Origin of the sequence: Kitasatospora sp. NPDC004614, from assembly GCF_042873675.1 — a bacterium.
In the GTDB taxonomy this organism is placed as follows: Bacteria; Actinomycetota; Actinomycetes; order Streptomycetales; family Streptomycetaceae; genus Kitasatospora.
In genome coordinates this window covers 17,350-34,362 of sequence record NZ_JBIALR010000020.1, presented here as the reverse complement: position 1 = coordinate 34,362, position 17,013 = coordinate 17,350, and the positions used below count along the sequence as shown (strand labels likewise).

Sequence of the window (17,013 nt, the reverse complement as noted above, 5' to 3'; positions counted from 1 at the left end):
CGTCCCCTCCCTTGCTTTCCCAGTTTCCTCGCCCTTATTCGGACGGCATTCGCAGGTCAGGGACGGGGCACGTTCCGCAGGTTGGACCGGGCCAGGTCGATCATCCTGCCGACACCGCCGGTCAGCACCGTCCGCCCGGCGGCCAGCGCGAAACCCTTGAGCTGGGCGGCGGTGATGTGCGGCGGGATGGACAGCGCGTTCGGGTCGGTCACCACGTCCACCAGGGCCGGACCGGGCCGCTCCAGGGCGTCGGCCAGCACCTCGCGGACCTTTACCGGATCGGTCACCCGCTTCGCCGGGATCCCGCAGGCCCGGGCGATCGCGGCGTAGTCCACGTCACCGTTGTCGATCTCCCACTCCGGATAGCCGGAGACCAGCATCTCCAGCTTGATCATGCCGAGCGCCCCGTTGTTGAACACCACCGTCTTCACCGGCAACCGGTGCTTGGCCACCGTCAACAGCTCGCCCAGCAGCATCCCGAGCCCGCCGTCGCCCGACATCGACACCACCTGCCGCCCGGGGAACGCCAGTTGGGCCCCGATCGCGTGCGGCAGCGCGTTCGCCATCGAACCGTGCAGGAACGAACCGATCACCCGCCGCCGCCCGTTCGGCGTCAGATAACGGGCCGCCCAGACATTGCACATGCCGGTGTCCACGGTGAACACCGCATCCTCCGCGGCCACCTCGTCCAGCACCGACGCCACGAACTCCGGATGGATCGGCCGGTGCTTCTCGATGCCCTTGGTGTACGCCCCGACCACCGTCTCCAGCGCCCGGCAGTGCCTGGTCAGCAGCCCGTCCAGGAACGACCGGTCCGTCTTCTGCTCCAGCAGCGGCAGCACCGCCCGCAACGTCGCCGCCACATCCCCGTGCACCGCCAACTCCAACGCGGTACGCCGGCCCAACCGCGTCGCGTCGTGATCCACCTGTACGGTACGGGCCTGCGGCAGGAACGAGTCGTACGGGAAATCGGTGCCCAGCAGCAGCACCAACTCGGCCTCGTGCAACGCCTCGTGGCACGCCCCGTAACCGAGCAGCCCGCTCATCCCGACGTCGTACGGGTTGTCGAACTGCACCCACTCCTTGCCGCGCAACGAATGCCCGATCGGTGCCTGCAGCGTCCCCGCGAGCTTCATCAGCTCCTCGTGCGCACCCCGCACCCCCGCGCCCGCGAACACCGCCACCGTCCGCGCCGCGTTCAACGCCTCCGCGAGCGCCTGCACCTGCGACCATGGCGGCGCCGCGACCGCCTGCTCGGTCAGGAACGTACTCCGCCCGGTCGGCGCCGGCGCGGGCAACGCGGCCACATCGCCCGGGAACGCCAGCACCGCGACGCCACGAGCCCCCAACGCGTGCTGAATCCCCACCCGCAACAGCCGCGGCAACTGCGCCGGGCTCGACAACAGCTCGCACCAACCACTGCAGTCCGTGAACACCCGCTCCGGATGCGTCTCCTGGAAGAACCCCGTCCCGATCTGCGCCGACGGAATGTGCGAGGCCAGCGCCAACACCGGAACCCCACTGCGATGCGCGTCGTACAACCCCTGGATCAGATGCGTATTGCCCGGCCCGCAGCTCCCCGCACACACCGCCAACCGCCCCGTCAGCTCGGCCTCCGCCGCCGCCGCGAATGCCCCCGCCTCCTCGTTCCTGACGTGCACCCAGGAAATCCCCTCGGCCCGCCGGATCGCATCCACCACCGGATTCAGACTGTCCCCCACCACCCCGTAGACCCGCTCGACCCCCGCCTGCTGGAGCACTTCCACCATCTGCTCGGCCACGCTGCCCACGGGATCACCTCGCGCCACGGGAAATACGGACATTCCGCACCATATCGAGGGGGGGCACCCAGGGGCGCGAGGAACTGCGCGAAGCGGAAGGACCCGACCGCAAGATCGCGACGCAGGGCAATGACTTGCACGTGATCGCGACCTTGCCGGCGTGAACTCCTTCTCCCTACTTGGTGCCGTCGAGCGTCGTGCCCACCGCCTCGCAGACGCCCGTGGCCCGTTCCACGACCTCGCCAACCACGGGGTAGTTCGCGAGGTCGCGGTGGCACAGCTCGGTGCTGGACGGCATGTCGCCGTGGTAGCCGGTGTCCACGCCGTGGGCCTGGCTGAGGCTGCCGGTCTGGATGAGGGGGGTGGGGGTGGTGGCGTGGGCCGGTGCCGTGCCGAGGGCGAGCCCGGAGAGGGAGAGGGCGGCGAGCGCGGTGAGCTTCTTCATGGCAGGTGCAACGAGGGCCGCCCCCGCCCGGTCACGTGTCGACCCGGCGGGGGCGGCCCCGGAGGCGTGCGTCAGGAGGTGCGCACCAGCAGGCTGCTGACGCTGTTGCTGACGAAGGAGGGGATCGGTCGCGGGTCCGCACCGTCGGCCAGCCGCAGGGCGGGGTAGCGGGCGAACAGCTCGCGCAGCGCCGTCTCGGCCTCCAGGCGGGCCAGCGCGGAGCCGATGCAGAAGTGCGGCCCGTGCCCGAGTGCCAGGTGGCGGTTGTTGGTGCGGGTGAGGTCGAAGCGGTCGGCGTCCTCGTAGTGGTTGCCGTCGCGTCCGGCGGCGGCGTACGAGGAGAGCATGGCCTCGCCGCGGCGGATGAGGACGTTGCCGACGGGGATGTCCTCCAGCGCGTAGCGCATCGGGAACTGGCCGACGGGGCCGTCGTAGCGGAGGGTCTCCTCGACCACCGCGGACCAGTCCACCGTGCCGTCCAGCACGAGCGCGAGCTGCTCGGGGTGGGCGAGCAGGGCGCGGACCGCGTTGCAGATCAGGTTGAGGGTGGTCTCGTGGCCGGCCACCACCAGCTGCATCAGGATGCCGATGAGCTCTTCCTCGCTGAGCCGGTCCTGCTCCTCGCGGGCGGCGATCAGCGCGGTGGTCAGGTCGGCCGCGGGCTCGGCCCGCTTCCCGGCGGCGACCTGGGCGAGCAGTCCGGCCAGGGCGCGGGCGGCGGCCGCGCCGGCGCCGGGGACGGAGGAGGAGCTGACCAGGGTGTCGGAGAGTTCGTGCAGCCGGTCCTGCTGGTCCTCGGCGAGGCCGAGCAGTTCGCCGACGACCTGCATGGGCAGGGGGTAGGCGAAGTTGGTGCGCAGGTCGAAGTCGCCGTCCAGGGTGGCGATGTTGTCGAGCAGGCGGTGGACGCGCTGTTCGATGGCGGGGGCCAGTTCGGCGATCCGGCGCGGGGTGAGGGCCTGGGAGACCAGGCCGCGCAGGCGGCGGTGGTCGGCGCCGTCCGAGGTGGTCATGCCGGGCACGGTGATGAAGGTCATCAGCGGCCAGCCCTCGGGGATCCGGCCCTCCTGGTACAGGTTCCAGTGCTTGGCGTTCTTGCCGACCCGTGGGTCGGCGAGAAGTTCCTGAAGGGTGTCGTGGTGGGTTATCGCCCAGACCACCACTCCACCAGGTAGCTCCACCAGGGTCGCCGGTCCGTTGGCGCGGAGCCGTTCGTTCTCGGCGTGCTGGTCGGCCCCGACGGGGTCGAGTTTGACGGGCTGGAGCTGGTCTGCGGTGTCCATGCGGTCCTCTCGGGCGAAGCGGGGCGGGGCGGGACGAAGGCGCTGTACAGCACCGGCAGGCTGACCAGGGCACGCGACCAAGGCGACGGTCGCCATGTCAGCTCGTGTGCGGGGATGGCGAGTTGCAGGTCGGGGAGGCAGTGCAGGAGGGTTTCGATGGCGGTCTCGACGATCAGCCGGGCCGGGTCCTGCGCGGGGCAGACGTGCCGTCCGGCGCCCCAGGCGAGGTGGGCCCGGTTGCCGGCGATGCCGTCGGGGCCGTGCGCGGACGGGTCGTCGTTGGCGCCGGCCAGGCCGAGCACCAGCATGTCGCCGGCGCTGATGTACTGGCCGCCCAGCACGGTGTCCGAAACCGCCCACCGGCCGGGGAAGTTCTGCACCGGCGGGTCGCGCCACAGCACCTCGTCGAGGGCGTCCGCGACGGTCGCCCGGCCGCCGGTCAGGGTGGTGCGGAAGCGGCGGTCGGTGAGCAGCAGCCGCACCGTGTTGCCGATCCAGTTGATGGACGACTCGTTGCCGGCCACCAGCATGACCATCAGGTTGTGCGCCATCTCCTCGTCGCTGAGCGCGGCGGGGTGGGCGATCAGCCAGGACACCAGGTCGGCGCCGGGCTGCGCGCGACGGCTGACCGCCAGGTCCATCAGCAGGCCGAAGAATTCGGCGGCGGCGCGCTGTGAGTCCTTGCTGCTGTCGACCAGGTCGGTGATCAGCCCGACCAGGCGCGGACCGTCCTCGGGGGGCAGGCCGAGCAGCCGGGTGAACACCAGCAGCGGCAGCCGCCGGGTGAACTGGGTGACCAGGTCGGCGGTGCCGTCCGGGCCCCAGCTCTCGATCAGCGCGAGCGCGGCCTCCTCGGTGGTCTGCCGCAGCTGCCGGTGGTCGATCTTCGCCAGCGTGTCGGCGATCGCGGAGGACAGCCGGTGGTGGGCGGCGCCGTCCATGCTCTGCAGGGTGGGCCGCCACATGGTCATCGGGATCAGGTGCGAGTCGGCCCGCAGCCGGCCCTCCTGCTGCACCCGCCAGCGCCGCGAGTCCTTGGAGAACAGCTGCTCGTTGCGGGTCAGTTCGAGCAGTTCCGGGTAGCCGAGGACCAGCCAGGCCTCGACGCCGGGCTCCAGCTCGATGGGTGCGACCGGGCCGTGCTGGGCGCGCAGCCGGGCGTACAGGCTGTGCGGGTTCTCGGCGACCGCCGACCCGTACAGCGCGGAGCCCTGGGCGCGGGTGTACGGGCAGCCGGTGGCCGCCCGGTGGTCGGGGACGGTCACGGCAGCTCCTCGGCGGCGGCCCGCAGGTGGTCCACGAAGTCGATCAGCAGCTTGTGCGCGGCGTCCGGGTCGCGGACGTCGCAGGCCAGGATCGGGACGTCGGGCAGCAGGTCGAGGGCGGCGCGCAGTTCCTCGTCCGGGTAGGCGGGGGTGTCGGGGAAGACGTTGACCGCCACCGCGAACGGGATGCGGTGCTCCTCCAGCAGGCCGAGGACGTCGAAGGACTCCTCGATCCGGCGGGAGTCCACCAGCGCGATCGCGCCCAGCGCGCCGCGCGACAGGTCCTCCCACAGCGGCCAGAACCGCTGCTGGCCGGGCGTACCGAACAGGTACAGCGCCAGGTGCTTGTTCAGGGTGATCCGGCCGAAGTCCAGCGCCACCGTGGTGGTGGTCTTGTGCGGACGGCCGGTCAGGTCGTCCACCCCGGCGCCGGCCGCGGTCATGGTCTCCTCGGTGCGCAGCGGAGCGATCTCGCTCAGCGCGGCGACCAGGGTGGTCTTGCCGACCCCGAACGGGCCGGTGACCAGGATCTTGACCGCCCCCTGGACAGTGGACGGCAGATAGGTCGGCTCAACGGAGCTGACGGAGGCCAACCAGCACCTCCTCGAGCAGTGAGAGCGGGACCTGTTCGGCCTGCCGCACCGGCGGCAGGACCTGCACGGCCCCGAGGTCCAAGAGATCGCCGACCAGCACCTTCAGGACACTGATCGGCAGGCCGAGGTGGGCGGCCACCTCGGCTATCGACAGCAGTTCCCGGCAGAGCCCGAGGATCGCCTGCTGTTCGCGGTTCAAGGCCGTACGGTCGACCGCGGCCCCCGGCAGGGTCCGCACCAGGCTCTCGAACTCCAGCACGTTGCGGCTGGCCCGGCTGCGGCCACCGGTGATCACGTAAGGCCGAACCGGCCCCCGCCTCACCGCAGGTCCCCGGCGGTGGCGTGCTCCTGCCGCGGTGCGGCGGTCAGGTGGCTGCCGATCCGCTCGACCAGCGTCTGCATCTGGTAGGCCACCAGGCCGGCGTCCACCGACTCGGAGGCCAGCACCGCGAGGTGGGTCCCGGCGCCGGCGGCGACCACGAACAGGTAACCACCGCCGAACTCGATGATGATCTGCCGGGTCGGCCCGTCGCCGAAGCCCTGCGCCACGCCCCGGGACAGCGACTGCAGTCCGGAGCAGGCGGCGGCCAGCCGCTCGGCGTCGTCCCGGCCGATCTTCGGGCTGCGGCCCATCTCCAGGCCGTCGTTGGACACCACGACGGCGTGCTGGACCTCTGGGACGGCGACGATGTCGGTCAGCAGCCAGCCGAGATCAGGGGTTGTGGTCATGGGAGTCTCCCGAGCGCTGGGGAAGTTGGGGGGCGGGGAATTCGTCGTGGCGGTCCTGCTCGGGCCGCCGGTCCTGCTGTGCGGCGGAACGGCCGCTGGCGGTCCCGGCCTGGAACATCGACATGAATGTCTGCGCCTCGCGCGCACAGCGCGGCGGCGGCGCGGGCTGCTCCTCGGCCCGGGACCCGGTCTGCTGCTGCGGGGCGCTGCCACGGCGGTTGACCCGCCGCGGCAGGGTGCCGCCCTGCGTGGGAACGGACGGCCGGTCGTCGTCCGCGGCGACGGCCGGGCGACGGGTCGGCAGCGCGGCCGCCGCCGGTTCGGTGCGCGGGATGCTGCTCGCGGGCACCGACAGCGGATCGGTGAGCAGCGCGGACGGCAGCAGCACCACCACCCGCACACCGCCGTACGGCGAGGGCGCGGAGTTGATGGTGACCCGGAAGCCGTACTGCTCGGCGAGCCGGCCGACCGCGGCCAGGCCCAGCTGCGGGACCTCGCCGATCCGCGACACCTCCAGCGAGCCGCCGCCGGACAGTGCCGCGCCCGCCTTGGCCACCGTCACCTCGGTCATGCCGACGCCGCAGTCGTCGATCTCGATCACCGCGCCGTTGTGGACCGGCATCAGCGTGACGTAGACCTGGGAGCTGGGCGGCGAGTAGCGGGTCGCGTTGTCCAGCAGTTCGGCCACCGCGTGGATCAGCGCCTCCGCGGCGGCACCGAGCACGGCGGTGTCGACCCGGCTGTGCACCACCACCCGCTGGAACGGCAGGATGCGCGACTGGGCGCCGCGCACCACGTCCTCCAGCGAGACCGGCTCCGGCCAGTGGCGACCCGCGCGGGAGCCGCACAGTACTGCCAGGGTCTGGGCGAGCCGGGCCTGCTGGGCGGCCGCGTGGTCGGCGCGCAGCAGTCCTTCGAGCAGCACCGGGTCGTCGTGGGTGCGCTCCATCTCGTCCAGTCCGGCCTGCTGGTCGTGTGCCATCACCAGGATGCGGCGGGCCACGCTGAGGAAGGCGCGGCGGGTGGCCGCGTTCATCTCCTGCTCGCGCAGCGCCGTCTCGGCACCCGCCTGACGGTCCGCCAGTTCGGCGGCCAGCCGGTCGCGGGTGGCGGCGAGTTCGTCCTCGGTGGCGGCCAGCCGGCCGCGCAGGTTTCGGGTGACGGCGCGGGACCGAGCGGAGGCCGCGAGAGCGAGAAGAGCGAGCAATGCGGCTGCTGCCAAGCACCATTGAGTGGTCGTCACCCGCCGAATTCTAGGGCGGACTTCCTACTGGCGTATGAACTGATCGAAGCATCGCTGTTCAGAACGCGTCAATGTCGGACAGAACCGGCAGCGTCGGACGTCCGTCAGGTGGCGTCCCGGTGGACCGTCGGTAACGCCGGACGGCCGGGCCGGAGCTCACGCTCCGTCACATTCGGCGCGGGCCGCCGCTACTGGCCGTCCACCTCGCCGTACGGCTGCGGGTCCTTCGCCGTCACCGGCCGCAGCGAGCGCAGCGACCGGGCCACCGCGAAGCAGCGGGCGAGCGTCGCGCCCCAGCCCTCCGGCTGCGGCAGCGCGTCGGACCGCGTCCCGGCCGCCGACCCGTCAGAGGTGGCGCGGGGGGCGGGGATCAGTCCCGTGCCGTGCTCGATGCGCTGAGTCACCTGCGGCATGTGTGCTGTCCTCCGTGCTTGTCGGTCACCCGTGAAGGTCTTCACGCGGTATGACTTCCCGACTGAAGGACAGTGTTACGCACCATTGGTGTCGGATCCGTGGGGAACCGGTTGCGAAATGGTGTGGAGGGGCGCGCGGGGGCCCATGCGCAGGCGGGAGGCGCCGTCAGGCCGGTGAACCGTCCTCCTGGACCTCCTCGGCGATCGGCCGGTCCGGGGCGGAGAGGGTGTCGGTGTGCGGGGTGGTGCCGCCCGTGTGCTCGGGGCCGGCGTGCGCGCTGGGCGCGGTGAGCGAGGCGACCACGCCGACGGCGAGCGAGGCAAATGCGAGCAGGCTGCGCTTCTTCATATCGGGTAGAACGCGCCAGGCCCCCGTCAGGTCACGCGCCGCGTCCGCCCGGCCAGTGGCCGAGGCCGTCGACCAGCACGCCGGTCAGCCGCTCCAGCGTCACGTCCGGCCCCTCGGCGAGCTGGAACGCCCCCGCCGTGGTCAACGAGGCGTACCCGTGGGCCATGGCCCGCAGGGTGCGCGCGGCGTGCACCGCCTCGGAGCCCTCCAGGCCGTACCCGCGCAGGACGGCGAACAGCACGTTCACCAGCCGCTCGCCCGCCGCCATGAGCTCCGGGTCGGGCTCGGGCGCCTGCGGCAGCGCGGCGTAGCGACGGGGGAACCGGGTGGCGTACCCGGCGTACGCGGCGAGCAGGGCGGCGACCGCCTCGTCGCGGGAGTGGCCGAGGACGGCGGCGGCCAGGTGGTCGGTCAGGTCGTCGAGGGTGCGGACGGCGACCAGGCGGCGCAGCTCGGCAAGGCCCCCGGGGACGTGCTTGTACAGCGACGGGGTGGCGACCCCCGCCTTGGCGGCGACGGCGGCCAGGGTGAGCGTCTCGGCGCCCTGGGCGTCGATCAGGCCGAGGGCGTGGTCCACCACCGCGGTGGGGGAGAGTCCGGCGCGGGCCATCAGCGGGCGACCTCGTTCAGCTCGTTCAGGAACGGGAGCAGGGCGTCGGCGACGGCCTGGGGGTAGCCGGCCATCGGGTAGTGGCCGCCGTTCTCGATCATCACCTTACGGCCGCGCAGCGCGGCGGCCTGCCGGTCGGCGATCAGCTCGGGGTTCGGGAAGTCGGGGTCCTTGCTGCCCATCAGCACCAGCGCGGGCACGTCGACGGCCTCGCACCAGCCGACCGGCGCGGAGTCCCCCGTGAGGTAGCCGCGCAGCGCGGCCTTCCGGGCGGGCTCGCGCAGCATCTCGGCGAGGCCGGCCCGGTAGGCGTCGAAGTCGGCGGGCCGCGCGGTCGGGTAGTAGAACTTCTGCATCGAGCTCCACAGGCCGGGGAACGCGGTGACCAGCGGGGCGGCCAGGCCGAACAGGGCCTTCTGGAAGGCGTTCAGCGGGAGGTTCTCGATGAAGGCGTCGATCAGCACCACCCCGGCGGTCCGCCCGGGGGCGAGCTCGGCCGCGCGGACCACGGTGGCGCCGGTGTAGGAGTTGCCGGCCAGGACGGCGCCGCGCAGGTCGAGGTGGTCGAGCAGGGCGACCAGGTCGCCGGCGATCGCGGCGGGGGAGTAGTCGGTGAACCCGGTGGAGGACTCGCCGAGGCCGCGCAGGTCCATGGTGATCACCCGGTGCCCGGCGGCGGTCAGCAGCGGTGCGAGGTGCCGGTAGGTGGCGCGCTTGTCGAGCATGCCGGGCAGCAGGACGACCGGGACGCCGGTGCCGGGGGTGTCGTCGTAGGCGATCCGGCCGCCGGGGACGTCGACGTACCGGGTGGTGCCGAGGGTGCTGTTCATGGCGGGCCTCCTGGGCGGGCGTTGCGGTGCGCCGGGCGCTGGAGGCCCGGCCGGCTGCCGATAGCCATAAAGCTAAGGCTAATAGCCTTAGCCGTCAAGTCGTGGTGGCCGGCCGGATCGTCAGATCCCCTCCACCTTGAACGGGTCGTGCTCGGCGAGCAGCTTGTCCAGCCGGGCCTGGTCCACCCGGCTGGTGATCGCGCCCTCGTCCTGGCGGTCCCGGATCACCTTGGCCAGCGTGAACGCGGAAGTGATCTCGTACAGCAGCCCGACGGCGAGGAAGGCGCGCATCCAGGCGCTCACCGGCAGGTAGGCGATCCCGAGCGAGAGCGCGGCGGTGGCCAGTCCGAAGGAGACGGCGGCCTGGGCGAAGTAGGCGGCGGTGGTCCGGTGCGGCACGGTTGCGGTCATGGCATCAGGGTCGCGCCGGCCCGGAGGCGTGGCGTGAGTACGGATACTCAACCACTCGGTCACAATCCGTCAGGTTGGCCCTGGTGAACCGTCACAAATCACCCATAGGGCGTCAGGAAATCTTCGCTGTCTCGTGGTAGCGGCTTGGAATCATGGGGTCCATAGGATTAACGTTTGATAACGCAGCGCGGTCGGCAACGCCGTAACCATGCGGCACCGTGCGCCACGCCTAATCCACTTGGGCACACCCTTCGGGGCGTCCCAGGAGCCGGGGAACCACGTTTCCACCGGGGTGAATCGGGACGGCCCTGGGCCCGACCGTAGGAGACCTTCCACCTCCGAACCCGTCAGCTAACCCGGTCGGCGGCAGGGAAGGAAGGAGCACGCCCCCGTGGCGTCGACCTACACTGAGAGCACCGGCACCCAGTTGCTCGACCACCCGGTCGAGCCGGAAGCCGCCCGGCACCGGCTGCCCCGTCAGTCCCGCGCCGGCGCGCCCCTGCTGGGCGTCACCGCGATGACCGCCGCGCTCGGCGCCACCGCACTCGGCGCCGCCCCCGCGCAGGCCGCCGCCCCGGTGCCCGTCACCGCCGCGGACGAAGCCTCCGACGGCCTCCTCGCCGGCGACCCCGGGCTCGCCCTCGCCGCCCGCATCCAGCAGCAGGCCGACGGCCAGCGCACCGCCGCCGACGAATCCGCCCGGCTGGCCGCCGCGCAGGAGGCCGAGGCCAAGCGGGCCGCCCAGCAGGCCGAGGCCGAGCAGGCCGCGCACACCCTGCCGGTGGCCGGCTACCAGCTGACCGCGCACTTCGCCCAGTCCGGCGCGCACTGGGCGCACCTGCACACCGGCCTGGACTTCGCCGCCCGCACCGGCACTCCCGTCGCCGCCGTCGCCGGAGGCACCGTCACCTCGGCGGGCTGGTCCGGCCCCTACGGCTACCGGGTCATCCAGACCCTGCCCGACGGCACCGAACTCTGGTACTGCCACCTCTCCCGGATCGCCACCGCCTCCGGCCAGGTCGCCCCCGGCACCGTGCTCGGCGCGGTCGGCGCCACCGGCAACGTCACCGGCCCGCACCTGCACCTGGAGGTCCGCCCCGGCGGCGGAGCCCCGATCGACCCGCTGCCCTGGCTCCAGCAGCGCGGCCTGCAGCCGTAGTTCTTCCGCTCATCGACGGCCGCCGCGCTCGGGCAGGAGCCGACGGCCGAACACCGCGCAGCCGAACAGCAGCCCGCCGGCCAGGAAGAACGGCTCGTACAGCACGGTCGCGAAGCGGGCCATCGCGTCCAGCTCCGCCGCCGAGCGGTGACCCGCCGCCAGCGCCAGCCATTCCGGCACGGAGGGCGCGGCGTGCACGATCAGCAGCACCGCCGTGCCCCGGGCCGCCCACAGCAGCCCGCGGGCCGGCAGCCGCTCGCCCCACGGCCGTATCAGCGCCAGGGCCAGCGCCGCGGCCACCGCGCACAGCGGTACCGCGATGATGTCGATCACCAGCAGCGGCGTGTTGTCCAGCACCGACAGCCCGCCCGGCAGACCGGCCCGGCCGCCCAGCAGCCAGTACAGGTGCACCAGGGCGAAGACGGCCGACCAGAGCGCGGCGGCCTGCGCGGCGATCCGACGGAACGGCGGGCGCAGGCCGACGGAGGTGGCGCCGGCCGGAGTCACGATGTCCATGGCTCCACCCTGGCCCGGCGGCCCCGCCCCGCGGATCGTCCGGACGGCCAGGACCGATGGCTCATCAGGACGATTCCGGGGTCCTCCGATCGGTGGACCCCGGCGAGCCACAACCCTCAGTACACCTCGGGGGCCAGCTCCGGGTACTCCTCCAGCAGCAGCCGGGCCAGCCCGGGCACCGTCCACTCGCCGCACAGGTCGATCGCGGCCTGCGCCACCGCCTCCTCGAAGTCCTCGAACTCCCCGGAGAGCTCGTCCGGCATCGGCAGGCCCCGGGCGTTCAGCTCGGCCAGGTTGCGGTAGCTGCGCCGCATCAGGCCGTGCTCCAGCAGCCGGCGCGCCCCGTCCGTGGACACCCCGACCAGCAGCGCCCGCTCCGGACCCCAGCCGCCGTCCGGGTCCACCCCCGGCACCCGCTCGTACGCGGCGAAGCGCTCCTCGACGTCCAGCGCCCGGAAGTCCTCCAGCCAGCCCCGCACCTGGTCGAGGTCGTCCACCGGCACGCCGTCCGCGCGCAGCAGCAGCGTGTACAGGCGCGGCCAGGTCAGCAGGTCGGACCGGCGCAGCAGCGAGTCCACCAGCACCTGGCCCTGCCAGTCGGCCTCCTCGCGCAGCTTCTCCAGCCGCTTGGCGTTCAGCCGCCGCGCCGCCCGCTGACGTTCGATCAGCAGCCGCACCGCCGCCGGGTACGCCCAGGCGTCGCCGTCCGGCTGGACGTACAGGTGCAGCTGCTCGTACAGCAGGTGCTCCAGCACCGGCGAGGACAGCTCCGGGAAACCGTCGTGCAGCCGGGCGCCGCCCAGCTCCAGCAGGGTCAGTACGGTCCGCACCGCCGGTTCGGGTACCGCCTCCAAACCCTCCTCGGCCGCCCAGTCCAGCAGGTCGGCGGCACGGGTACGGGGGAGCAGGTGCAGGTCTTCGTCGTCCACCCCGGTACGTTAACCGGTCCGCGCGGGGCCGACCGGTAGGGTCGAGTCCCATGCAGACCGTCCGGTTGACCGGCCCCCGGCTCACGCTGCGGGAGTACCACCACACCCCGGAGGAAGTCGCCGCGCTGCACGCCCTCCACGGCGACCCCCGGGTGATCCGGCATCTCCCGTTCGACGCGGCCGACTTCGAGGAATGCGCCGACCAGATCGAGCTCTACCTCGACGAGGCCGAGGCCGAGCCGCGGCAGCACTACCGGCTGGCCGTCGACGACCCGGCGGGCGAACCGATCGGCCAGGGCGCCCTCACCCGCGACGGCGAACACGCCGCCCAGCTCGGCTGCGTACTGCGTCACGACACCTGGGGCCGCGGCTACGCGGGGGAGGTCACCGCGCTGCTGTGCGCGCTCGGCTTCGACACCCTCGGCCTGCACCGGCTGTTCGCCCGCACCGACCCCGACAACCCGGCCGCCGCCCGGGTGCTGACCAGGGCCGGCTTCCGGTACGAGGGCCGGATCCGCGCCGAGTCGCACTGGGACGGCAGCTGGCACGACGCACTCCAGTACTCGCTGCTCGCCCCCGAGTGGCGGGCCGTCCAACTCGCCGCCCCCGCCCTGCGACCCGGGGGTTAACCCCACCATCGATCGGGAAGCAGACCTCATTCCGGAACCCCGGCCCGGTACGGCACCTTGGAGTAGTGCCCGACGCCGCCGACCGGCGGTACCGCCCCGACCACCCGAAGGACCGCGGATGTCCACCGCTGCGTACCGTGCCTCCACCGGCGACCACTCCACCCGGCCCGGGTTCTGGCGCGCCCCGTTCTCCCGGGCCGCCTTCCGGGAGCTCGGCTTCGCGCTCAGCGGCCTCCCGATCGCCGTGCTCGGCTTCTCCCTCGTCGTCGCGCTGTTCAGCGCCGGTATCGGGCTCGCCGTCACCGCGCTCGGCCTACCCGTGCTCGCCCTGGTGACCATCACCGGCCGCGGCTTCGGCGCCCTCGAACGCCACCGGATACGCACCCTGCTCGGCCTCGACCTGCCCGCGCCGGCGGCGGTGAAGGCCGGGCGGGAGGGCTTCTGGGGCCTGATCACCGCCCGGCTCGGCGACGGGGCGGGCTGGCGGGGCGCGCTGTACCAGTTCGTCATGTTCCCCTGGGCGGTCTTCAGCTTCACGGTCTCGCTGGTCTTCTTCGTCGTCGGCTGGGCGCTGCTGCTGTTCCCCGCCTACCAGTGGGTGTGGCCCCGCTACACCGACTGGAACGGCTACCGGGTCGCCAACTGGACGGATTCGAACGGCGCCCAGCACGTCTACGAGCTCGTCTCGCCGTACCAGATCGGCGCCGTCAGCCTGCTCGGCCTGCTGTTCGTCCTGCTCACCCCGCAGCTGATCCGCGCCCTCAACGGCGCCAACCGGCTCGCCGCCCGCGGCCTGCTGGCCGGCCGCTGACCGTGCGCCGCTGAACATGCACCACCCCCGGGCCCGTGGTCGGATGACTGCGGGCCCGGGCCGTACCCCGGGCCCGTCGAACGTCCGGAGGGACGGAGGACCGCCGATGTGCCCGGTCAGCAGCGCCCGCCCCGTAGACCGCCCCGGGCACCGCCGCGCGCCGGCCGCCGGGCCCGTGCTGATCACCTCCCGGCCGCTCGACGAGTACTGCGCCTACCTCGGCCTCACCCGCGCCGACCTGAGCCGCCTGCCCGGCCCGCTGCTGGACTGCCCAGGCGGCGCCGCCGCGTTCGCCGCCGAGGCCCGCACACTGGGCTGCGAGGTGGTCGCTGTCGACCCCGGCTACGCGCTCGGCCCCCGCCGGCTCGCCGAACTGGCCGCCGTCGGCCACGACACCATGGCCGGCGCCATCCGCCGCGACCCGGCCCACCATCTTCCCCGCGGCCGGCACGGCCGGCGCCGCCCCGACAAGTACCTGCGCAGCTGGGAGCGGGCCCGCCGCCTGTTCGCCGCCGACGCCGCCGCCCACCCCGGGCACTACGTGGCCGCGGCGCTGCCCCGACTCCCGTTCGCCGACGGCAGCTTCGCCCTCACCCTCAGCTCCTACCTGCTGTTCGCCTACCCGGCGCTGTTCACCCCCGCCGACCAGTTCCGCGCCCTGCGCGAACTCGCCCGGGTCACCGCCCCCGACGGCGAAGTCCGGATCTTCCCGCTCTACGACCACACCGGCAGCCTCAGCCCGCACCTCACCGAGCTCCGCGCCGCCCTCCGCCACCACCAGATCGCCAGCCGCGTCCTGACCACCACCCCGCCCCACCGCATCCTGGCCCTGACCCCGGCCCGGTGACCGCCCCTCAGCAGGAGTCGGCCGGGGCGGGCGCGTCCCGCAGCGAGTGCACCGCCCGCAGGTAGGCGCCCACCGCGTCCCGGCTGCGGGACAGGCACTCCACCCGCTCGGTGAGCTGCCGGTGCTCGTGCTCCAGCGCCGCCAGCGTCTCCGGGGTGGCGCCCCGGACGTGGTACTGGCCGCTGGTCAGGCAGGGCAGCACGTCCCGGATGGTGCGGGTGGACAGCCCCGAGTCCAGCAGCGAACGGATCTGCCGGACGCGTTCCACCAGCGCCTCGTCGTACTCCCGGTAGCCGTTCGCCGAACGCTCCGGCTTCAACAGGCCCTGCTCCTCGTAGTAGCGCAGCAGCCGGGGCGAGGCCCCCGCCCGGCCCGCCAGTTCGCCGATCCGCATCCGCGTCTCCCGTCCACCGGAAAGGACTTGACCTTCACATCGATGTGAGGGTTCGAGGATAGCGGCATGACCGCGACCCACACCGAACTTCCCATCGGCACAGCCCCTTTGACCCCGCGCCAAGGCCTGCGCTGGTCCCCGCTGCTGGCCCTCGCCACCGCCGCCTTCCTGGGCATCGTCACCGAGGCGCTGCCCGCCGGCGTCCTCCCCGAAATGGCCCACGACCTGCGGGTCGGCGAATCCGCGATGGGCCAGTCGCTCACCGGCTACGCCCTCGCCACCGGACTCTCCGCGATCCCGCTCGCCCGGGCCACCGCCCGCTGGTCCCGCAAACGCCTGGTACTCGCCGCCGTCGCCGTCCTGCTGGTCGCCAACGCCGTCACCGCGCTCTCCCCGTCCTACCCCCTCACCATGGCCGCCCGGATCGCCGCCGGCGTCGCCGTCGCCGCGATCTGGTCCGAACTCGTCGGCTACGCCCGCCGCCTGAGCCCACCGCACCTGCACGGCCGGGCGATCGCCGTCACCGGCATCGGCGTCCCGCTCGCCCTCTCCCTCGGCATCCCGCTCGGCACCTGGTCCGGCCGACTGATCGGCTGGCGCCCCACCTTCGGACTCGTCGCCGTACTGGCCGCCGCCCTGCTGCTCTGGCTCGCCGCCGCCGTCCCCGACGCCCCCGGCCGGCGCACCGGACGGGCCGAACCCCTCCTCGCGGCGCTGCGCCTGCCCGGCGTCCGGCCCGTGCTGTTCGTGGTCGCCGCGTTCGTCCTCGCCCACAACGTGCTCTACACCTACATCGCCGCACTCCTCGACCACTACGGCATGGCCGACCGCCGCGACCTGGTCCTGCTGGTCCTCGGCATCACCTCGGTCGCCGGACTCGCCATCACCGGCGCCCTCGTCGACCGCCGACTGCGCCACCTCACCCTCGCCGCCACCGCCGCCGTCCTCGCCGCCCTCGGACTCCTGCTGCTGCCCACACCCGCCGCCCCCCTCGTCCTGCTCGCCGCCGCCCTCTGGGGCCTCGGCTGGGGCGCCGTCCCCCCGCTCTTCCAGACCGCCGCCGCCGACGCGGGCGGCGACCGCGCCCAAACCCTCCTGGTCGCCACCTGGAACACCGCCATGGGCCTCGGCGGCGCCGTCGGCGGCCTCCTCCTCACCCTCTCCGGCCCCAACGCCTTCCCCTGGTTCGCCCTCGCCCTCCTCCTCCCCGTCCTCGCCGTCACCACCCTGGCCCGCCGCCACGGCTTCCCGCCGAAGCGCCCATGAGAGACCTGAACGGCCGGGGAACGCAGGCGGGTCGTCGCCACGGTGACATGGTTGTCACAGCAGCCGGCCCGGAGAACGCAGACGGCCCGTGGGCTGCTCCTCGGGCCGGGCCCCGCTGGGCGGGGGCGGCGGTCGAGGCACCGGGGATGTACCGGTGAGCCCACGGGCCGGGTGACTGCTGGGAATTAGCCTGAGCCGGAGGCCAGTAGGGCCTCACCGCTGCGCAGGCAGGGGCGGCTCTAGCGAGCAGCCACCTCACGCATCCTGAAGGAACTCAACTCAGGATCACCTCCTTTCAGTGTGCCGCCAGCGTAGGCACCGCTGTCGGGGTGGGCAACGGATTTATTCGCCGGGCAATTCACGGCGGGCACGACGAAGACCCGGAGGCGATGCCTCCGGGCCTTCGTTTGCTACTGAGTAGCGGGGACAGGATTTGAACCTGCGACCTCTGGGTTATGAGCCCAGCGAGCTACCGAGCTGCTCCACCCCGCGTCGGTGAACACGACTCTA

Annotated in this window: 20 protein-coding genes, 1 tRNA gene and 1 riboswitch; of the genes, 5 read left to right on the top strand and 16 right to left on the bottom strand. The window is 73.0% G+C overall.

What is annotated here, in order from left to right; all coding sequences use genetic code 11:
- Positions 1–56: 56 nt before the first annotated feature.
- From ACFYST_RS30245 to ACFYST_RS30190, 12 genes are all read right to left on the bottom strand, one after another.
- Positions 57–1,769, bottom strand: a complete 1,713-nt coding sequence (locus ACFYST_RS30245; protein WP_387640738.1) for a pyruvate dehydrogenase — start codon at positions 1,767–1,769, stop codon at positions 57–59.
- 187 nt (positions 1,770–1,956) lie between these two features.
- Complete coding sequence (locus tag ACFYST_RS30240; protein ID WP_387866909.1) at positions 1,957–2,226, bottom strand: hypothetical protein; 270 nt, start codon at positions 2,224–2,226, stop codon at positions 1,957–1,959.
- A 71-nt stretch (positions 2,227–2,297) separates the two neighbouring features.
- A complete protein-coding gene (locus ACFYST_RS30235; protein WP_387640594.1) occupies positions 2,298–3,509 on the bottom strand; it encodes a cytochrome P450 in 1,212 nt (403 codons plus the stop codon).
- A 1,261-nt stretch (positions 3,510–4,770) separates the two neighbouring features.
- Positions 4,771–5,367, bottom strand: coding sequence for an ATP/GTP-binding protein (locus ACFYST_RS30230; RefSeq protein WP_387640596.1), 597 nt, complete (start codon positions 5,365–5,367; stop codon positions 4,771–4,773).
- On the bottom strand, positions 5,345–5,662 hold the full coding sequence (locus tag ACFYST_RS30225; protein WP_387640599.1) for a DUF742 domain-containing protein: 318 nt from the start codon (positions 5,660–5,662) through the stop codon (positions 5,345–5,347). Before ACFYST_RS30225 ends, ACFYST_RS30230 begins: the two co-directional genes overlap by 23 nt.
- A 23-nt stretch (positions 5,663–5,685) precedes the next feature.
- A complete protein-coding gene (locus tag ACFYST_RS30220; RefSeq protein ID WP_387640602.1) occupies positions 5,686–6,096 on the bottom strand; it encodes a roadblock/LC7 domain-containing protein in 411 nt (136 codons plus the stop codon).
- Entirely contained in the window at positions 6,080–7,339 is a 1,260-nt protein-coding gene (locus tag ACFYST_RS30215) for an ATP-binding protein (RefSeq protein WP_387866906.1), read from the bottom strand. The genes ACFYST_RS30220 and ACFYST_RS30215 overlap by 17 nt, the downstream gene beginning before the upstream one ends.
- A 188-nt stretch (positions 7,340–7,527) precedes the next feature.
- Entirely contained in the window at positions 7,528–7,752 is a 225-nt protein-coding gene (locus ACFYST_RS30210; RefSeq protein WP_387640606.1) for a hypothetical protein, read from the bottom strand.
- 166 nt (positions 7,753–7,918) lie between these two features.
- Entirely contained in the window at positions 7,919–8,101 is a 183-nt protein-coding gene (locus tag ACFYST_RS30205; RefSeq protein WP_387640609.1) for a hypothetical protein, read from the bottom strand.
- 31 nt (positions 8,102–8,132) lie between these two features.
- The gene (locus ACFYST_RS30200; RefSeq protein WP_387866905.1) at positions 8,133–8,711 is read right to left on the bottom strand and encodes a TetR-like C-terminal domain-containing protein; all 579 of its coding nucleotides are present in this window, start codon (positions 8,709–8,711) and stop codon (positions 8,133–8,135) included.
- A complete protein-coding gene (locus ACFYST_RS30195; RefSeq protein ID WP_387866903.1) occupies positions 8,711–9,541 on the bottom strand; it encodes an alpha/beta fold hydrolase in 831 nt (276 codons plus the stop codon). Before ACFYST_RS30195 ends, ACFYST_RS30200 begins: the two co-directional genes overlap by 1 nt.
- A 120-nt stretch (positions 9,542–9,661) precedes the next feature.
- Positions 9,662–9,952 (bottom strand): YiaA/YiaB family inner membrane protein, encoded by a 291-nt coding sequence (locus ACFYST_RS30190; RefSeq protein WP_387640617.1) that lies wholly within the window; start codon positions 9,950–9,952, stop codon positions 9,662–9,664.
- A 216-nt stretch (positions 9,953–10,168) separates the two neighbouring features.
- A riboswitch (cyclic di-AMP (ydaO/yuaA leader) is annotated at positions 10,169–10,333 on the top strand.
- Between the two features lie 10 nt (positions 10,334–10,343).
- Here ACFYST_RS30190 and ACFYST_RS30185 point away from each other — a divergent pair.
- Complete coding sequence (locus tag ACFYST_RS30185) at positions 10,344–11,111, top strand: M23 family metallopeptidase (RefSeq protein WP_387640620.1); 768 nt, start codon at positions 10,344–10,346, stop codon at positions 11,109–11,111.
- Positions 11,112–11,120: 9 nt separating this feature from the next.
- On the opposite strand, the gene ACFYST_RS30180 is transcribed toward ACFYST_RS30185, so the two are convergent.
- Together ACFYST_RS30180 and ACFYST_RS30175 are read right to left on the bottom strand one after the other, a co-directional pair.
- Positions 11,121–11,627, bottom strand: coding sequence for a DUF3995 domain-containing protein (locus ACFYST_RS30180; RefSeq protein WP_387866901.1), 507 nt, complete (start codon positions 11,625–11,627; stop codon positions 11,121–11,123).
- Between the two features lie 116 nt (positions 11,628–11,743).
- A complete protein-coding gene (locus tag ACFYST_RS30175; RefSeq protein ID WP_387640626.1) occupies positions 11,744–12,556 on the bottom strand; it encodes a hypothetical protein in 813 nt (270 codons plus the stop codon).
- 50 nt (positions 12,557–12,606) lie between these two features.
- On the opposite strand from ACFYST_RS30175, the gene ACFYST_RS30170 reads away from it, so the two are divergent.
- The 3 genes from ACFYST_RS30170 (at position 12,607) to ACFYST_RS30160 (ending at position 14,843) form a co-directional block, all read left to right on the top strand.
- Positions 12,607–13,185, top strand: a complete 579-nt coding sequence (locus ACFYST_RS30170; RefSeq protein WP_387866899.1) for a GNAT family N-acetyltransferase — start codon at positions 12,607–12,609, stop codon at positions 13,183–13,185.
- Between the two features lie 118 nt (positions 13,186–13,303).
- Entirely contained in the window at positions 13,304–13,996 is a 693-nt protein-coding gene (locus ACFYST_RS30165; protein WP_387866898.1) for a sensor domain-containing protein, read from the top strand.
- A 106-nt stretch (positions 13,997–14,102) separates the two neighbouring features.
- Positions 14,103–14,843 carry a class I SAM-dependent methyltransferase gene (locus ACFYST_RS30160; protein ID WP_387866897.1) on the top strand — a complete coding sequence of 247 codons (741 nt, stop codon included), beginning with the start codon at positions 14,103–14,105 and terminating at the stop codon, positions 14,841–14,843.
- A gap of 7 nt (positions 14,844–14,850) precedes the next feature.
- Here ACFYST_RS30160 and ACFYST_RS30155 read toward each other — a convergent pair whose 3' ends face one another.
- Positions 14,851–15,237 carry a MerR family transcriptional regulator gene (locus ACFYST_RS30155; RefSeq protein ID WP_387640637.1) on the bottom strand — a complete coding sequence of 129 codons (387 nt, stop codon included), beginning with the start codon at positions 15,235–15,237 and terminating at the stop codon, positions 14,851–14,853.
- Between the two features lie 66 nt (positions 15,238–15,303).
- Between ACFYST_RS30155 and ACFYST_RS30150 the strand changes: the two genes are divergently transcribed.
- Positions 15,304–16,503 carry an MFS transporter gene (locus tag ACFYST_RS30150; RefSeq protein WP_387866895.1) on the top strand — a complete coding sequence of 400 codons (1,200 nt, stop codon included), beginning with the start codon at positions 15,304–15,306 and terminating at the stop codon, positions 16,501–16,503.
- A gap of 418 nt (positions 16,504–16,921) precedes the next feature.
- On the opposite strand, the gene ACFYST_RS30145 is transcribed toward ACFYST_RS30150, so the two are convergent.
- Positions 16,922–16,995 (bottom strand) — tRNA-Met (locus tag ACFYST_RS30145).
- Positions 16,996–17,013: the final 18 nt, after the last annotated feature.

Coding starts and splice junctions, on each gene's coding strand:
- ACFYST_RS30210 (WP_387640606.1), bottom strand. CDS start 7,752: ATGCCGCAGGTGACTCAGCGCATCGAGCACGGCACGGGACTGATCCCC.
- ACFYST_RS30200 (WP_387866905.1), bottom strand. CDS start 8,711: ATGGCCCGCGCCGGACTCTCCCCCACCGCGGTGGTGGACCACGCCCTC.
- ACFYST_RS30150 (WP_387866895.1), top strand. CDS start 15,304: ATGACCGCGACCCACACCGAACTTCCCATCGGCACAGCCCCTTTGACC.
- ACFYST_RS30205 (WP_387640609.1), bottom strand. CDS start 8,101: ATGAAGAAGCGCAGCCTGCTCGCATTTGCCTCGCTCGCCGTCGGCGTG.
- ACFYST_RS30235 (WP_387640594.1), bottom strand. CDS start 3,509: ATGGACACCGCAGACCAGCTCCAGCCCGTCAAACTCGACCCCGTCGGG.
- ACFYST_RS30180 (WP_387866901.1), bottom strand. CDS start 11,627: ATGGACATCGTGACTCCGGCCGGCGCCACCTCCGTCGGCCTGCGCCCG.
- ACFYST_RS30165 (WP_387866898.1), top strand. CDS start 13,304: ATGTCCACCGCTGCGTACCGTGCCTCCACCGGCGACCACTCCACCCGG.
- ACFYST_RS30155 (WP_387640637.1), bottom strand. CDS start 15,237: ATGCGGATCGGCGAACTGGCGGGCCGGGCGGGGGCCTCGCCCCGGCTG.
- ACFYST_RS30195 (WP_387866903.1), bottom strand. CDS start 9,541: ATGAACAGCACCCTCGGCACCACCCGGTACGTCGACGTCCCCGGCGGC.
- ACFYST_RS30220 (WP_387640602.1), bottom strand. CDS start 6,096: ATGACCACAACCCCTGATCTCGGCTGGCTGCTGACCGACATCGTCGCC.
- ACFYST_RS30245 (WP_387640738.1), bottom strand. CDS start 1,769: ATGGTGGAAGTGCTCCAGCAGGCGGGGGTCGAGCGGGTCTACGGGGTG.
- ACFYST_RS30160 (WP_387866897.1), top strand. CDS start 14,103: ATGTGCCCGGTCAGCAGCGCCCGCCCCGTAGACCGCCCCGGGCACCGC.
- ACFYST_RS30190 (WP_387640617.1), bottom strand. CDS start 9,952: ATGACCGCAACCGTGCCGCACCGGACCACCGCCGCCTACTTCGCCCAG.
- ACFYST_RS30240 (WP_387866909.1), bottom strand. CDS start 2,226: ATGAAGAAGCTCACCGCGCTCGCCGCCCTCTCCCTCTCCGGGCTCGCC.
- ACFYST_RS30170 (WP_387866899.1), top strand. CDS start 12,607: ATGCAGACCGTCCGGTTGACCGGCCCCCGGCTCACGCTGCGGGAGTAC.